Origin of the sequence: Pseudovibrio exalbescens (assembly GCF_028737195.1) — a bacterium.
GTDB lineage: Bacteria > Pseudomonadota > Alphaproteobacteria > Rhizobiales > Stappiaceae > Pseudovibrio > Pseudovibrio zosterae.
The window spans coordinates 119,413-135,925 of the sequence record NZ_JAQZAJ010000007.1 but is presented as its reverse complement, the minus strand read 5'-3'; the positions used below and the strand labels follow the sequence as shown (position 1 = coordinate 135,925).

Genomic DNA, 16,513 nt, shown 5'->3' with positions numbered 1-16,513 from the left:
TGCACGTCCATCATGCCTGTCATACATAATAGAAGCTACTCACCCTCTTAAAAAGCAAGTAAACACACCCCATATACGCAGCGCTTCAAATCACCTGCGCGTGAAGACTTCGTTTCAGATCAATCCCTAAAATAAAAACCGGATTTATCGTGACACGGATCACAGCAGATGCCTGCGGTTTTCTTATTATGGTTCTCATAGCCCAGCAGAAAGGAGCGAACAATGAGACGGTCCAGCATCCCGCTCTTCAAAACAGCTCTCCCCTCTGCTGTCCGCACACTCGGTTCTCCCCTGATCGGTTGTGCACTGCTCCTCACTGCCGGGCTAGTTGTTGCGAAAGCAGGCACCGCCACCCCAGAGTTGCCTGTCCATAACGCCAAATACGAGCTGAAGGTCGAAAGCACTGCGCATTCCCCGTCCTCCCAAAAGCAGGATCGGCCTTTCAGCTTCAACCCAGCTTCTGGTGCCTCGGCTTCCGTTACCGAGGTGAGGCATGAAGCCAAACAACTCTCTGTCCTGCTGCAACAGGGCATGTAGAGGCAATCAAGAACAGACCTCCAAGTCTCCCAACCAAGCTGGGCCCCGTTTTTTCGGGGCCCTTTTCTTTTGTCCGCACTGATCAGAAGAAATCGGGCACCAGACAAGCCAATGCGCCAAGCAAAAGCACTGTAAATGTGCCCACCATTCCAAGCACACGAAAGGCATTAACGTCTTTCTCCCGGCTCAAGCCGATGAAATGCAGCGTTCGGGACACGATCAGCAATCCGCCCAGCGCATGAACGTTCCAATCTGGCATCTCGCTCAACTCCACCAGCAAGATCAAAAGCAACGCAAAGGGCACGTATTCCGCGAAATTCCCGTGAATGCGCAGCCGCCTTAGAAGCTGCTTGCTGTTGCCCTCCCCCAGAGATACCCGCGCCTTCTGGCGCATTTGAATGACGCGCATGGAAAGCCACACATAAAACAGGGCCAGTATTGCAGCATATATCGGTGTAATCATCACAAGGCCTCCTCTGGAAGCACAAGCCCTCGCGCATTATCGGCTTAGGGCAGATATGAAAAAGGCGCGGAGCTACCCCCACGCCTTTTCTCAGGTATTTCGGCGGCTCGCGCTACCCATAGATAACCTGTGGCAACCACGTGGCAATCGCAGGCACAAACCACAGCAGAACCAGCATCAGGATCTGAATGAACACGAATGGGATGATACCCCAATAGATGTCCGAGGTCTTCACCGTCGCCGGAGCCACACCGCGCAGATAAAACAACGCAAACCCGAACGGCGGCGTCAAAAACGACGTCTGCAGGTTCACAGCCATCATCACCCCAAGCCATGCAGGGCTCATGGGATCGCCGTTTGGCATTGGCAACTGCAACAGCACCGGCGCCACAAGCGGCACCACCACGAACACAATTTCAAGAAAGTCCAGGAAGAAGCCAAGAACAAACATCATCAGCATGACAGCGATGATCGCCCCCAGTGAGCCCCCTGGAATGCCCGTGAGCAGCTCGTGCACCATTTCCTCACCGCCAAGATCACGGAAGATCAGGGAGAAGAAAGTGGCACCAATCAGGATGACAAAAACCATGCAGGTAATCTGCGTGGTGGATTGCATGACGGGGACCAGAACCTTGTCCCGAAGCACGCGTGCAAGGGAGACGACCACGCCGAAGGTCAGCGTCGCCGTCAAAATGCCTGCCACCACGATGCCCACCATGTCAGTCGTCGGAATCTGGTTCCGGGCAATGCGAAGGTCCATTGTGCTCGTCAAGACGAGCAGCGCAATCAGTGCCAGAACGGCAGCATAAATTGGCCATGGCTTTTCCTCGTGCAAACGATACCCGGCGAGCAGAATTGAACCGATAGCGCCCACCGCTGCGGCTTCGGTCGGCGTGGCGATACCCGCCAGAATAGAGCCGAGCACGGCAACGATCAGGCCGATCGGCGGGATCAGGGCGTGCAGAACCTGACTGAGTGACGGCGCATTGTCCGCATCCACCTTCATAGGCGGTGACTTGTGCGGCTGGGTAAACGCAACAAAAAGCTGGTAGGTGATGTAAAGGCCCACGAGCGCAAGACCCGGCAAGAGCGCCCCTGCGAACAGGTCACCCACGGAAAAGGGTTCCGGAGACCAGTTGCCCATTTCGCGCTGCGCGGTCTGATAGGCGTTGGAAAGCTGATCAGCCAGAAAAACAAGCACGATTGAAGGCGGGATGATCTGCCCCAAGGTGCCTGAAGCCGCAATGGACCCACAGGCAAGACGCGGGCTGTAGCCGTTGCGCAACATGGTAGGCAGCGACAAAAGCCCCATCGTTACCACGGTCGCGCCAACGATACCGGTGGAAGCGGCAAGCAACGCGCCCACCACCGACACTGCAATACCAAGACCACCCGGCATGCGGCCAAACAAACGCCCCATGGTCTCCAGCAGTTCTTCCGCAACCTTAGACCGCTCCAGCATCACGCCCATGAAAATGAACAGGGGAACCGCGATCAGCGTTTCATTGGTCATCGTGCCGAAGATGCGGCTCGGAATGGCACCAAGCGTCATCGAACCGCCGAACATGGTGCCGATCAGGCCAAATACCAGTGCAACACCGGCTAGCGTGAACGCGACCGGAAAACCCGCCATGAGCAAGATACAGGCGGCAGCAAACATGAAAATATCAAGAGTGTGCAGCAAACCGTCCATTATGTTTTATTCCACTCCCACACTCTTGAAACTCTTGAGCGCGACCTTGTCGCCTCCAATGGCCAGTAAAGATCGGCAGATAATTGCAATACCCTGCAACCCCATCATCACCGCAAACGCAATGATGGCGCTCTTCAAGAGATAGCGCCCTTGAATTCCGGAGGTTTCCTGCGAGCCTTCAAGGATCGCCCAGGATGCAGCAACATAGTCCCAAGAAACAAAGATGATCGTTGCGCACACCGGCAACAACAGAAACAGCGACCCGAGCAGGTCCACCCACGCCTTCTTGCGCGGGTCGGCCTCGCGATAAAAGATGTCCACCCGCACATGGCCATCCACGCTCAAGGTGTAGGCCGCAGCCAGCATGAACATGAAGCCGTGCATGTAAGTAATGGATTCCTGCATCCAGATGGAGCCGATGCCAAACACATACCGCATCACCACAACGGTGAACTGGACCAGCACAATACCCAAGGTCAGCCAGGCGCTTGCCCGGCCAATGCCACTATTTAATGAGGTAATTATATTGAGTAGGGCGCGCATTTCCGCCTCTTGTTAGCCGCTGCCCATGGAATGCGTCCGACCCGTCCCCGAACGTGCCCCCGGACAACTCGTGAATTGTTAGGGCCTCCCCCCTGGAGGACAAGGCTCCCCACCCTGCGGCGGGAAGCCTCAAATTCAACAGAAGCTGAAGGAACTAGCCAGTCACGCGCTCGCGGGCATCAAGGTAAGAACCTTCAGAGATCTTCACCCAGCCACCAATGTCCTTGCGGGCCTTGATGTAGCTGTCGTAAATGCGCTGAGACAGCTCATCTTCCTTAGCCACTTCAGCAACCACTTCTTCACAGACACCGGCAATGGCGTCAAACACTTCTGGTGTAAACTGCTTGAGCTGCACGTTGTGCTTGTTGATGAGCGTGTCGAGAGCCGCACCGTTGTTGTAGTTGAACTCGGAGAACATGTAGTTGTTCTCTGCAAGACACGCATCGCGTACCAGTGCCTGATCTGCTTCAGAGAAGCTGTTCCAGACATCGCCGTTGATGCCGCAGGACAAACCAGAGCCTGGCTCGTGGAAGCCTGGGTAGTAGTAGAACTTGGCAATCTTGTAGAAGCCGAATGCCAGATCGTTCCATGGACCCACCCATTCGGTTGCGTCAATCGCACCAGACTGAAGCGCTGGGAAGATTTCACCACCTGGCAATGCAACAGCAGTGGCACCCAGACGACGAAGCACTTCGCCTCCAAGACCCGGCATACGCATCTTCAGACCCTTCAGGTCTTCCAGTGTGTTGATTTCCTTGTTGAACCAGCCGCCCATCTGGAGGCCGGTGTTGCCTGCCATGAATGGCTTCACATTGAAGCGACCAGCAAGCTCATCCCACAGAGCCTGACCATCGCCAATGTTGATCCAGGCATCCAGTTCGTTCGCTGTCAGTCCCATAGGAACGGCAGTGAAGAAATTGAAAGCCTTGTGCTTGCCTTGCCAGTAGTAGTCGGCGCCGTGATACATGTCGGCAGTGCCACTGGAAACGGCGTCAAAGCTCTCGAATGCCGGAACCAACTCACCAGCTGCAAACAGCTTTACGGTAAGGCGGCCGTCGGATGCGGCGGTGATGCGGTCAGCCACGCGCTGTGCCCCGGTTCCCAGACCTGGAAAGTTCTTTGGCCAGGTGGTGACCATGGTCAGCTCACGCTTGTCCTGTGCAAGTGCTGGAGCGGCTAGTGTAGCAGCACCAGCGGTTGCACCGGCGGCAAGACCTGCATTTTTAAGAAAACTACGGCGGTCCATAAATACTCCTCCCACGAAGTCAATCAAACAGTTCGTTCGATAGTTGACGCGTGCCCACCTCCCTCAAGCGACCCGGTTAGGCACTATGTCATTTTCCTTATAAACCCCATGATGCAGGGCGGCACAAGGAAAACCAATCCCCATTGGCCAAATTAATTACTCATCCGGGCGCACTTCCCCCACCCAACTTTGGTCGCATTAAAGTATCATAACTAATTGATATTTATAGGCTACGCAGGAGGAAGACAATAGTTAACGCTACGGCATCAATTGTAATTATTGAAATGATAAATTCGATTTTTCGTTATTATTGTTTCAATCAGCAAAATGAAAAGCCTAACAATATGATCGTCTTCACCCTACTTCGCGCAACTATCAAAAACATTCCACTACGGTAAAAATATGATATATTTCAGATAGATGACCCAGCCACACGGAAGACCTAAACAGTGATCCGGCTAAAGCAAGGGCAAAAATCGACCAACCTCAGGCGGCGTGGAAAAGTCAAAACAAAATGACAAACACAACCCAGCCCCTTATCTGATATATTAATCCTAGTTTTTCTCGGTTTTCTTAGCGTTTCATCTATGAATTGTTCCGAGTTATAGTTTTCGCATCAAGTTGATCGTCGCTTCTGCTCATTCCATTTTACTAGGGCAAAAAATAAAGCCGCGCAGAAATCTACGCGGCTCCATGTTTTGATGATTCTGCAAAGCGCCCCTGAAACAATGAGTACTTCAGAGTACGGGCCGGCCAACCGGCGTCAATACCACCCCACGCTTGCAAAGAACAATGCCCCGCCAATACCGCAGACAAACAGCGAACCAGCCACCTCGAAACTGCGTCGCACCACCGCGCCGGAACGCGAAGAGCTGCCCCAGATCCGATAGGCCGTATCTCTTGCAAGTACCGCGAGGCTGGCGATCACAGCAACGGTAATGCCGGTCCCCACACCCATTACAAGCGTGGAAGCAATACCAGCCCAGATCATGCCTTGTGACAGCGCAAAGGCCAGCACGATCAAGGCACCGGTGCATGGGCGCAGCCCGATGGCTACGATAATGGACCAGGCACTCCAAATGTTCAGCTTCACGTCTTTCAACTCGGAAGGATCCGCCGCATGGGAATGGCCGCAACAGTCATCACCGTGATCGTGGTGATGATGTGCATGATGATGATCATGGTGGTGGTGCTCATGCCCACAACTGTGAGGCTTGTGATCATGGCTATGGCCTTGCCCATGGTGATGGGTGTGCCCATGGTCAGGGGCAGCATGAGACTGTTCCGCACCTTCCAGTTCCAGCTCCTTGGTGGCCGTGGTGGCCTGCGCCGGCTTGGCATGGCTACGGCGGTATTCCTCGTAGTCGAAGTCTTTGGTTTCAAACTGGCCGCAACCGCAGCTCGTCTCTGTCAGGGCCTGGCGGACATCCGCAGGGATCAAGGGGCGCAAGATGCGGGTCCACACCATCCATAGGCCCAGACCAAACACCAGCGCGTATGAGCCAACTTCGAACCATCTGGTGGTTTGCGTCATGGCGATACTGGTCAGGCTCAAGGCGACACCTGCGCCGCCCACCAGCACAATCGCGGTAACGGCCTGCGCCATGGAAGAAAGGAACGACAGGATGATGCCCTTCTTCAACGTCTGCTCATCCGCCACCACATAAGAAGAGATGATGGCCTTGCCATGCCCGGGGCCTGCTGCATGGAACACGCCATAGGCAAAGCTGATCAGCATCAGCCACAAGCCCGCCTCAGGTGAAGACCGGAACTGACGCAGGTAGCTTGTAAGCTCGCGATAAAAAACGTTCTGCCAATGGGCAATCGCCCCCATGGCCTGTGACCACAACCCAGTGCCGTGGCCATTGACACCCGGCGCTGTGCCATCCGCTACAGCCGCATCAACGTTGGCCTCGGAAGGGGCTGTGGGCGTGGCCGCCTCAGCCTCCGCTGCAAGTTCGGTGAGAGAAACGGAAGGGCTGCCGGACATCATGGAGGAGATCGCCTCCTGTCCGTCAAGCAGCTCGGTCGCGGTCTTTGGCGCTTCAGCCACCGCCGCTGCGGCATCACCACAGGTAACGATCACCTGGTTCACCAGCGTTTCCGTCAGGCTGCGCAGCTCCGGCGGAACGTTTCGCACATCCGCGCCGATGGCAGCCAGTTGGGCCGCCGCCGCCATGTCCAGCTCAGGTGGATGCACCAGCTCCACATCACATGCGCCCGGAGCGTTCTTCAGTGTCACCGCAGTGCCCGGCGCCCATTGGTAGTCGACGTAGTATGTCGGATCATACACATCAATCGTCAGCACGTTTTCGGAGGACAGGGGCTCTTTCAGGGGCAGTGTGAAATTCAACTCCACCATGGAAACCGTGTCCGGCACCTGCACATCGCGCCCGGCGGCAATGTCTTCGGCAATCGCCCGCTTTTCTTCCTCGGAGATCAGCCAATAGGTGTCAAAGGCCTCTGTTTGCATGCGCATCCATTCCGAATGCGGCTGCACAAAGTCCATCTCCACCTTGGTGTCATCGCCAAACGTGAAGTAACCAAACTCTTCCAGACCCTGCACATTGACCGAAGCAAGTTCGCTCAGTTCATCCTGGTCCAGTTTGCCATCGCCATTGGCATCAAGCCCTTGAATGGCAAAGGCTGTGTAGAGGTCATCAAAGAGCCATTTGTGATTGATTGCCGTCAGATAGCCCGCATCGTCAAACACGAGTTCGGATTTGGCCTGCACAAACACGTGCGGGTGCGCCAGAGCCACCCCCGGCGCCACCAAACAGGAGGAAACAAGCGCGGGCAGTGCCCATCGCAGCAGTGAGTTCACGGTACCGTTGCCCCAAGTATTTTCGTTACAACATTACTCACTCAAAAACGCGGCAAGAACAAGACGCGTCTTCTCGCAAACAGGAAGATATATAATTCCCCTTACGCGTAAACACGGGAATCTTTTATTCGACCAAATCTAAACAAAGCGGAAATTCGACCGAATTTTGCTAGTCGCTTGCATTACCATTCTCACATAGCATTCCAGTTCATTTTCGGGAGGAAAAAATGAACGCCCCTTTGGCACAATCTGTAACACTGGACGAGTCATCAACCACCTTTGATCACCCGGAGTTTTCCGGCCATGAGCAGGTGGTTTTCGCGCATGATGCCGCCTCAGGCCTGCGCGCCATCATCGCTGTTCACGACACCCGCCTCGGCCCGGCACTGGGAGGCTGCCGCATGTGGGGGTATCATTCGAACCGTGAAGCCCTGACCGATGCGCTCCGCCTTTCCAAAGGCATGACGTATAAGAACGCGCTTGCCGGTCTGCCGCTGGGGGGCGGCAAGTCGGTCATCATCGCAGATCCAAAGACGCAAAAAACGCCGGAACTGCTCAGCGCGTTTGGCAAGCATGTCGACCGCCTTGCAGGTGGTTACATCACCGCTGAAGATGTGGGCATTACAGCAAGCGACATGGAAATCATCGCCGCCGAGACAGACCATGCCCGCGGCACCAAGGCAAGAGGCCTTGGCGATCCCTCCCCTTACACCGCTCTTGGTGTTTTCGTCGGCCTTCAAGCGGCGGTCCGGCACCAGCTGAAAACCGACAGTCTCAAAGGTCTGCGCGTCTCTGTTCAGGGCCTTGGCAACGTCGGCTACGGTCTGTGCCGCCACCTGCATGCCCACGGTGCCCAGCTCATTGTCTCCGACATTCACAAACCCAATGTGGAGCGCGCTGTTGCTGAGTTTGGCGCAACCCCCATCGACCCGCGCCATGCCCATTCCGCTGACGCAGATGTGTATGCACCCTGCGCATTAGGTGCCACGCTCAACGTGCTCACCATTCCGGAGCTCAAGGCGACCGTCATCGCTGGCGCGGCCAACAACCAGCTCAAGACACCGACTGATGGCATCGCGCTCATGGACCGTGGGGTGCTCTACGCGCCCGACTACGTCATCAATGCAGGCGGTGTCATTTCCGTTGCAATCGCCAAAGCCGGGGACGACGATACCGAGGTCCGTGCCAAGACGCTTGCCATTGGCGACACGTTGACAGCCATCTTCAATCGCGCCGATGAGGAACAGCGCCCAACCAGCGTTGTTGCGGATGAGATCGCACTGGAGCGCTTGAACGCAGCTGGCTAACCTCCGGCATCACGCCGTGGTCTGCTCCTCAGCCGCTACCGGTTGGGGAGCATTTTTCTTGTCGTAGTCCTTGAACCACTTCACCAGATAATCCACGAAGGCCCGCACTTTGCCGGAAAGGTGACGTCGGTGCGGATACACCGCGTAGATGCCCAGATCGCCGCGCAGGTAGTCTTCAAGCACCGGAACAAGTTCCCCAGTCTGCAGCTGCTTGCCAACGAACAGCTCCGGCGTGCGCAAGAACCCAAGCCCCGCCAGCGCTGCTTGACGGGCAGTCACGGCGCTGTTCACCTCGATCGGCCCTTTCACCGCAACTGACAGTTTCCCGTCCGGCCCCTCAAAGCCCCAGTTTGACTTGTTGCGGTAGTTGGTGTCGATGACACATGGCACCTTGGCAAGCTCAGAGGGGTGCTGCGGCTCGCCATACCTTTCCAAAAGGTCAGGACGCACACACACCACTGTCTTGAAGTCACGCACCTTACGGGCGATCAGACTGGAATCTGTCAGCTCCGTCACGCGAATGGCAACATCAAAGCCCTCTTCCACGATGTCCACGAAGCGGTCATCCAGATGCAGCTCCACGCGAACCTCCGGGTGTTCAGCAAGGAAGTCGATCATCGCTTGCGTCACCAGAAAGTCACCCATGGAGCGCGGGGCAGATACGCGCAGCAAGCCACGCGCCTCTTGATGGTCCTGCTGAATGGAGTTCTTCAGGTCATCAAACCGCTGCAATAACTCGCCCGCCTCGCGGTAGTAGGCCTGCCCCACTTCGGTCAGAGAAATCTGGCGCGTTGTGCGGTTCAAAAGGCGGGCACCCAGTTCATCTTCCAGCTCACCAACGTACTTGGAAACCAGCGCTTTCGACCGCCCCATGTCACGCGCTGCCGAAGAGAAGCCTCCCTTTTCGACAACCTTCAAGAAGCAACGAATGCGGGTAATCGAGTCCATTCCAATCTCCAAGTGTCCCCTGGGCTTTCGCCTCAGGCTGCAACTGCGGCGCCGTCAGACCGCGGGTCATGTGCGCCCCGCATCTCACCATTGGCCCCACGCAGGATCAAGCCCGCATGTCCCATCACGTCAGAATACGGCTCTTCAAGAATTTCAATGTCATGCCCCAAACGCCGCAGCGCAAGCAGAACATCTTCATCAAACCGCTTTTCAACTCTTACCGAGGTCACATCCGAGCCCCAGGTGCGCCCCAACAACCAACGGGGTGCGTCCAGCGCCTCAGCCGGATCCATTTTGCCGTGGATCGCGCGGGTAAAGATAGCAGCTTGCGTTTGCGGCTGGCCGTCGCCGCCCATGGTGCCATAAACAAGCGTTCGGCCGTCATCAAGCCGGGCCATGGCCGGGTTCAGCGTGTGGAATGGCAAGCGACCCGGTTTCAACGCCCGCAGCGCTTCCGGATGAAGGCTGAAGCTCGCCCCCCTGTTTTGCCAGAGGATGCCCGTTTGCGGCAGCACGCAGCCAGACCCGAACTCCCAGAACACAGACTGGATGTAGGAGACACTGCGCCCCTTGGCATCCATCGCCCCAAGCCAGACCGTATCTCCCGCCCCCGCTTCATGTGGCCAGTGCAACGCGCGTTTGCGGTCAATCTCGAAGGCCGTTTTGTCCAGCCACTCCGGCTTGAGGTAGTCCTTCGGATCAGCAGACATTATCCACGGATCCGCTATGTGTTCATCACGCACAATGAAGGCCCGTTTTGTCGCCTCGATCAAGGCATGAAAATACTCCGGGCTCTCCAGACGATCCACATTCATGCGCTCATAAAGGCCCAGGATCAAAAGCGAAGCCAATCCCTGCGTGGGCGGCGGCGCGTTAAACAGCGTGCCGTCTTTTGTCTTCAGAGAAAGCGGGCTCTTCAGACGCGCCTCATAGCTGCGCAGGTCGTCATGCACCACGGGCGATCCAATTTTCTCGAGGTCCGCCGCGATAGCCTGTCCAACGTCTCCTTTGTAGAACTCATGCAATCCACTGTTGGCCAGATAGTCCAGCGTCTGCGCCAGTTGCCGCTGTTTCTGCAAGGAACCCACTTCAGGCGGCTTGCCGTCCTCCAGGAACACATCGGCAAAACCGGGCTGATCTTTAAGCTCTCCAAGCTTTTCTCGGGTCAGCGCCGCTTGAGATTTGGAAACCGCATAGCCGGACTTGGCGTGATCAATGGCAAAGGCCAGCAGATCGCGCAGCGGCAACCCGCCGCCCAGTTCAGCCGCGATTTCATGCGCCAGCTGCCAACCGCCTACAGCGCCCGCAACGGTAAGGGCGGCATGGGGGCCACGCGCCGGTATCTCGCCATAGCCCTTGGCGTTGTAGGCTGCAATGGTTGCCCGGCTACCTGCAGCACCGCATGCCTCGATGATCTTCGGCGGGCGGCCCGGCTCGGCAATCAGCCAGAACCCGTCCCCTCCAAGGTGGTTCATATGCGGGTAGACAACAGCAATGGTGGAAGCGGCGGCAATCATGGCATCCAGTGCCGTGCCTCCAGCCTTCAAGACTTCACTGCCCGCTTCCGACGCCAGTTTGTGGGGGGCCGTCACCATCCCATGCATTGATGCAACTGTTTCCAACATACTCGTTCCAACTTTCGCGGCTGCTCCGCCCGGTGCTTAAACTCACGCCGCCTGTTTCACCTTGCGGCGCTTCAAGCGTTTGCGGCCTGCCTTGCCAAGGCCAACGCCGCCATAAAACAGGCTATAGCCTATGAGAAATCCAAAACCACCAATGATAAGCGCTTCTTGAGTGACGGGGATAGCCGGCTCGAAATCAGACCAGGCCGAGGAGGATAACTCGGGATCGTGGGAACGGACCAAAACCAGAATGCGTTGCAAGCTCCCAGCTTCCTGCATGGCCGCCTGTTGTGCTTTCAGGCTCTCGAGCCGGTCAAAGGCCTGCTCCATGCTCTGCGCCCGCGCCACCACAAACGCATCGCCGTTTTCGCGCATCTGCGCCAAGGCTGCTTGAACCGTCATCCCAAATGCGTTGGCATCTTCATAAAATGACAGTTTTATTCGTTCCAACGCATCGATCGCGCCACCCAAACGCTGGCGGTATTGCTGAGAAAATTCTGGCAATTGGGAGGTAGCGGTCGCGCTGAACAACGCCACCGCAAGTGCCATTGTTCGAGCTATCCCCATCTATCCCCCTTCGCCAGAATGTTCTGGCACTAGTCGTTGATCGTGATGACCCCGGCAGCGCCCTCTTCCGTGCCAAATGCCAGACGCAGACCTGCCTTGTCCCAGCTCAGCGCCGAAATTGCCCCTTGGCCGGGGCGGCGGAGCAACACTTCCGCGCCATCAGAAAACCGGACCGCCAGCACCATGCCGTCCTTGTAGCCAATCGCCAGCATGTCTTCCTTGGGATGGCAACACACCACCGACACCGCCGTGTCCGCTCGCGCGCCAAGCTGCAAAGGCTGCTGACCCATTGGGCCATTCTTGCCCGTAAACGGCCACAGGATCGCAGCAGACGCACCGGAAGACGCCAGGTATTTTGTCTTGGCGGACCAACTTATGCTTTTGATCTTATTCGGATATCCGCTCATGCGCATATCCTGATTATCACTAAGCCGCCACCCGTGCAGGGCGTTCTCTTGCATGGTGGTTACGATGTACTTGCCATCCGGCGAATAGCAAACCCCGCTATGCGCCCCCTTCCAGAACAGCTCTTGCGGATCACCTTGTGCGTTCACCCACCACAGCGTAACGCCATCATAGCGGGCCGTGGCCAACCGCATGCCCTTCGGTGCAAAGGCCAATCCGCCCACCGCACGTTGGTGGACGAACTCCTTCTCCTCACCGTTCTTGAGGCGCACCCACGCCGTCCGGCCAGAGGCAAAGGCCACCGCATCCTGCGGACCGGTGGCAATCATGTCTATCCACTTGCGCGGCCGCTCGGTCAGCTGTTCCACAGCGCCATCTGCGGTCACACGGCAGATCTTGCCATCACCGCCACCGGTAACCAGCGCTTTGCCGTCCTGCGTCAGCGCAGCACACAGCAAACCATCCTTGTGAACCGGGGAGGCGGTTTCGGCCCCGCCTTGAAAATAAACAGTACCGTCACCAGCGGCGAACAGCGCAACATCCCCGATGAAAGCCGTTGAAACAACAAAGCTTTCCAAATCAACAGGAGCAATTACAGGCACATCTCACCTCATGCCTTGCAAGAGAGGAAGCTCTCTTCAAGAGCCTTTTCATCAAGATCTCGCCCAATGAACACAAGCCGGCTTTCGCGCGCCTCGTCCTCTTTCCAGTCCCGCTGGTGGTTGCCCTCAATGATCATGTGCACACCCTGCACCACATAGCGCTGCGGGTCATCCTTAAACGCCAGAATGCCTTTCAAACGCAGGATCTTGGGTCCTTCGATCTGCGTCACGTCACCAATCCAGCGCAGGAACGTCTGCGCATTCAGCTCCCCGGCGCGCAGCGAAATGGAACGCACAGAGTGAGTGTCTTCTTCATTGTGGTGGTGGTGGTGGTGTTGATGATGATCGTGATCGCAGTCCGGGCCGCACTCATGGTCATGGTGGTGGTGCTCGTGGTCGCAATCCGGGCCACACTCATGGTCATGAGCGTGGTGATGGCTGTCCTTCAAGAACTCTGGTTCCAACTCCAGAATTCGGTCCAGATCAAAGGAGCCACGGTTCAGCACGTCGGTCAGCTCGACAGAGCAACGCTCGGTCTTGTGCAGCTTTGCATAAGGATTGATCTTGCGAACCCGGCGCTCGACCTTGGCCAGCTGCTCTTCATTCACCAGGTCCGTCTTGTTCAGCAAAATGACATCTGCAAAAGCAATCTGATCCTCCGCCTCATCGGTGTCCTTCAGCCGGTCCAGCACATGGCGAGCATCCACCACGGCCACGACGGCATCAAGCTGGGCGGCAGCCTGCACGTCCTCGTCCATGAAGAAGGTCTGCGCGACAGGAGCCGGATCTGCAATGCCGGTTGTCTCAACGATGATTGCGTCAAACGAGCCCTTGCGCTTCATCAGGTTTTCAACCGTGCGGATCAGGTCACCACGCACCGTGCAGCAGATGCAGCCGTTGTTCATCTCAAACACTTCTTCGTCGGACTCAACGAGAAGGTCATTGTCGATGCCGATCTCACCAAACTCATTCACGATCACCGCGTAGCGGGTGCCATGGTTTTCAGTGAGGATGCGGTTGAGCAAGGTGGTCTTGCCCGCGCCGAGATAACCTGTAAGCACGGTCACCGGAATGCGGGTGTCAGCAGCTTCTGACATTATTATTCTCCTAGGAAACGGGCCTGAGGCCATGGGCCCCTGCCCAAAAGGGCCCCAAACAGGAGCCCTCGCAGTGTCTTCAAGTATTGCCCCCAATATAATGGGTTATGCGTGTGACGAAAGGGGCCATGCAGTTATCCCGGCCCAACAATCACAGATCAGCCCTTTGCCCACTTGGCGCACGCCCCTGAAATGTCTTAGAGATCAGAAAACACGGGAGGATTTACAGCATGCAGCCAGTAGCAGCACTCGACAGACTGGGGGACGAGAACGCCTTTGCCGTTCTGGCGCGCGCCACAGAGCTTCAGCAGCAAGGCCGCTCCATCATCAATCTGGGCATCGGACAACCGGACTTCCGCACCCCGGAACACATTGTTGAAGCTGCCGTTGAAGCGTTGCGCGGCGGGGCCCATGGCTACACACAGGCTGGCGGTGTTCTGCCCTTGCGCGAAGCCGTTGCAGCAGACCTCTTTGCCCGTCACGGGGCATCCGTGTCACCAGACAACATCCTCGTGGTGCCGGGCGGCAAGGTTACCATGTTCATGGCCATCACCATGTTCGGAGAACCGGGCACCGAGATCCTCTATCCAGACCCCGGATTTCCCATCTATCGCAGCATGATCGAGTATACTGGCGCAACACCTATCCCCGTCCCGATCCGTGAAGAAAACGACTTCGCCTTTTCTGCTGATGAAACGCTTTCATTAATCAACGAGCGCACACGGCTTCTGATCCTCAACTCCCCGGCCAATCCCACAGGCGGCGTCACGCAAAGAGACGAAATCACTAAACTTGTCAATGGCTTAGAAAATCATCCCAATCTAGCTATCCTCTCTGACGAGATCTACGCGCGCATGACCTATGAGGGCCTGCCTCACACCTCACTGATCGAGTACCCACAGATCCGGGAGCGACTTATCCTCCTCAACGGCTGGTCAAAGACCTGGGCAATGACAGGCTGGCGCATGGGCTATGGGGTCTGGCCGGACGCGCTTGTAGACTATGCCCGCAAGATCGCAGTCAACTGCTGGTCCTGCGTCAACACCGCCGCTCAGTATGCGGGGCTTGCGGCACTTAACGGTCCTCAGGATGAAGTAGATGCAATGATGGCAGCGTTCGATGAACGGCGACAGGTCATCACCGAACTGCTGAACCAACTGCCCGGCGTAACATGCCGTACGCCTCTTGGGGCTTTCTACGCCTTCCCGAACATCACGGGAACCGGCTGGAAATCCAAGGCCTTGGCTTCAGCTCTACTGGAAGAGGCCGGCGTCGCGACCATCGGCGGACCAGATTTCGGCGTACTGGGCGACGGCTATCTGCGGCTGTCCTATGCCAACTCAACGCAGAACATTAAAGAAGCCATTTCACGTGTCGAGGCTTTCTTGTCGGAGCACTCGCCCCGTTAACGCAGGCAGGCTGCCAGTGTCTCATCCAGCGCTGGCCCTGCACCGATCAGCGGCATCTGAACACTGTCCGTGGTGGTCACGGTAAGCGCGCGTCCTTCCCGCAGTTTTTCAATCAGATCAAGGTGTTGGTCGGGCAGATAGGGTGAAGTGTATTCAGCGGATTCTTCCACAACGGTCAACGGCATCCGCGCCACGGTTACGCCATCCACTTCTATGCTGAGGTCAGAATCCGGTTCAATGTAACCACCGGCGAGCATGACGAAAAATTCTGTCCCCGCCCCTTTGTCGCAGCGCAAGCCAAAGCAAAAGAAGTTGCCGGTGGTTTCATCGTCTTTGCAAACAGCAGCGCCGTTGCCAATAACTTCGTTCTCAACGCGCTGCCAAAACGGCGAGGCGGAGGCTGAAGCAACAGTTCCACAAAGAGTTAGAGCAACAACGGCGGACGCCAAAAAGCGACGATACATGATGATAACCCGAGCAACAGATTCTTTCGTCAAAGGCTACCCAACATAAGCGGCGAATAGCAATTGGTTTTTCTCGGGAAGACTTATCCTACCTCTGCGCCGTAATTGTGATCGCCTTCTTGATCAGGTCTGCCAGCTCAGTGCCGGTCTCGGGACGCATCACCAGAAAATGGGAAGCAGGGAAAACAGAGGCCAGTCCGTCAAGCTCCGCCAGGTCAAATTGCGCAATGGTTGAACCACCCTCATTCATGATGAGGAGGCCGCTGTCATGGCTCCAACGCCATGTGGTCGCAGCTTGAAGGCCAGCGCGCAGCGGCTCGCAGCCCCAGGCTGCAAACTCGTAGCCATGTCCATTGTCCGTAGGGTCTTTGCGCAGTTCCACCACACAGGCCGCCGAAGACAGCGCGTCCGAAACACGCCACACTCCGACAGGTTTTGTCGAATTCGTGCCCGCATTCGCAGCGGTCAGCGCCATAACGGCACCCACCAAACAGGTGGCCAATGATAGAATTGGAGTTCGCCCAACCATCGCAGCATTTCCCCGCAACTACGTTATTAAGGTAATACTCCGTCACTTATGGTTAATTCTAGATTAACCATGACTGCGCGCCAATACGTAAACGCGACTAACCCCAGCACGACGAAGTCATGCTTTGGTTTCGCAATAAAAAAAGGATAATTTAAGGCGTTTTATTAGGAATTCTGCGCAGTAATTGCGTGGAACCTAGGGAAAACTTTTGATTTGTTTGGCAGAGTTGTCACAGCCACGTTACGCAAGCTGTGTTG

Annotated in this window: 15 protein-coding genes; 3 read left to right on the top strand and 12 right to left on the bottom strand. The window is 56.4% G+C overall.

Features of this window, described 5'->3' with window-relative positions:
- Positions 1 to 222: 222 nt before the first annotated feature.
- Entirely contained in the window at positions 223 to 537 is a 315-nt protein-coding gene (locus PUV47_RS17960) for a hypothetical protein (RefSeq protein ID WP_274219976.1), read from the top strand.
- Between the two features lie 82 nt (positions 538 to 619).
- Here PUV47_RS17960 and PUV47_RS17955 read toward each other — a convergent pair whose 3' ends face one another.
- From PUV47_RS17955 to PUV47_RS17935, 5 genes are all read right to left on the bottom strand, one after another.
- Positions 620 to 1,000, bottom strand: coding sequence for an MAPEG family protein (locus tag PUV47_RS17955; RefSeq protein ID WP_274219975.1), 381 nt, complete (start codon positions 998 to 1,000; stop codon positions 620 to 622).
- Between the two features lie 112 nt (positions 1,001 to 1,112).
- A complete protein-coding gene (locus PUV47_RS17950) occupies positions 1,113 to 2,693 on the bottom strand; it encodes a TRAP transporter large permease (RefSeq protein WP_274219974.1) in 1,581 nt (526 codons plus the stop codon).
- 6 nt (positions 2,694 to 2,699) lie between these two features.
- Positions 2,700 to 3,236 (bottom strand): TRAP transporter small permease subunit, encoded by a 537-nt coding sequence (locus PUV47_RS17945; protein ID WP_274219973.1) that lies wholly within the window; start codon positions 3,234 to 3,236, stop codon positions 2,700 to 2,702.
- Between the two features lie 154 nt (positions 3,237 to 3,390).
- Positions 3,391 to 4,482, bottom strand: a complete 1,092-nt coding sequence (locus tag PUV47_RS17940) for a TRAP transporter substrate-binding protein (protein ID WP_274219972.1) — start codon at positions 4,480 to 4,482, stop codon at positions 3,391 to 3,393.
- Positions 4,483 to 5,245: 763 nt separating this feature from the next.
- The gene (locus tag PUV47_RS17935) at positions 5,246 to 7,306 is read right to left on the bottom strand and encodes a DUF1007 family protein (RefSeq protein WP_274219971.1); all 2,061 of its coding nucleotides are present in this window, start codon (positions 7,304 to 7,306) and stop codon (positions 5,246 to 5,248) included.
- 227 nt (positions 7,307 to 7,533) lie between these two features.
- On the opposite strand from PUV47_RS17935, the gene PUV47_RS17930 reads away from it, so the two are divergent.
- On the top strand, positions 7,534 to 8,613 hold the full coding sequence (locus PUV47_RS17930) for a Glu/Leu/Phe/Val family dehydrogenase (protein WP_274219970.1): 1,080 nt from the start codon (positions 7,534 to 7,536) through the stop codon (positions 8,611 to 8,613).
- Between the two features lie 9 nt (positions 8,614 to 8,622).
- Here the strand turns inward: PUV47_RS17930 and PUV47_RS17925 are convergent, their stop codons facing one another.
- The 5 genes from PUV47_RS17925 to PUV47_RS17905 are packed head-to-tail and all read right to left on the bottom strand — an operon-like array spanning position 8,623 to position 13,854.
- Positions 8,623 to 9,561 (bottom strand): LysR family transcriptional regulator, encoded by a 939-nt coding sequence (locus tag PUV47_RS17925; protein WP_274219969.1) that lies wholly within the window; start codon positions 9,559 to 9,561, stop codon positions 8,623 to 8,625.
- A 32-nt stretch (positions 9,562 to 9,593) separates the two neighbouring features.
- Complete coding sequence (locus PUV47_RS17920; RefSeq protein ID WP_274219968.1) at positions 9,594 to 11,186, bottom strand: gamma-glutamyltransferase family protein; 1,593 nt, start codon at positions 11,184 to 11,186, stop codon at positions 9,594 to 9,596.
- 42 nt (positions 11,187 to 11,228) lie between these two features.
- Entirely contained in the window at positions 11,229 to 11,750 is a 522-nt protein-coding gene (locus PUV47_RS17915) for a DUF2937 family protein (RefSeq protein WP_274219967.1), read from the bottom strand.
- A gap of 29 nt (positions 11,751 to 11,779) precedes the next feature.
- The gene (locus PUV47_RS17910) at positions 11,780 to 12,757 is read right to left on the bottom strand and encodes a WD40 repeat domain-containing protein (protein ID WP_274219966.1); all 978 of its coding nucleotides are present in this window, start codon (positions 12,755 to 12,757) and stop codon (positions 11,780 to 11,782) included.
- An 8-nt stretch (positions 12,758 to 12,765) separates the two neighbouring features.
- Entirely contained in the window at positions 12,766 to 13,854 is a 1,089-nt protein-coding gene (locus PUV47_RS17905) for a CobW family GTP-binding protein (protein WP_274219965.1), read from the bottom strand.
- Between the two features lie 230 nt (positions 13,855 to 14,084).
- Between PUV47_RS17905 and PUV47_RS17900 the strand changes: the two genes are divergently transcribed.
- Positions 14,085 to 15,263 carry a pyridoxal phosphate-dependent aminotransferase gene (locus tag PUV47_RS17900; RefSeq protein WP_274219964.1) on the top strand — a complete coding sequence of 393 codons (1,179 nt, stop codon included), beginning with the start codon at positions 14,085 to 14,087 and terminating at the stop codon, positions 15,261 to 15,263.
- Here the strand turns inward: PUV47_RS17900 and PUV47_RS17895 are convergent.
- Together PUV47_RS17895 and PUV47_RS17890 are read right to left on the bottom strand one after the other, a co-directional pair.
- Positions 15,260 to 15,760: a hypothetical protein gene (locus tag PUV47_RS17895; RefSeq protein WP_274219963.1), complete on the bottom strand. Its 501-nt coding sequence runs from the start codon at positions 15,758 to 15,760 to the stop codon at positions 15,260 to 15,262. The genes PUV47_RS17900 and PUV47_RS17895 overlap by 4 nt on opposite strands.
- A 55-nt stretch (positions 15,761 to 15,815) precedes the next feature.
- Entirely contained in the window at positions 15,816 to 16,256 is a 441-nt protein-coding gene (locus PUV47_RS17890) for an AprI/Inh family metalloprotease inhibitor (protein WP_274219962.1), read from the bottom strand.
- Between the last annotated feature and the right edge of the window lie 257 nt (positions 16,257 to 16,513).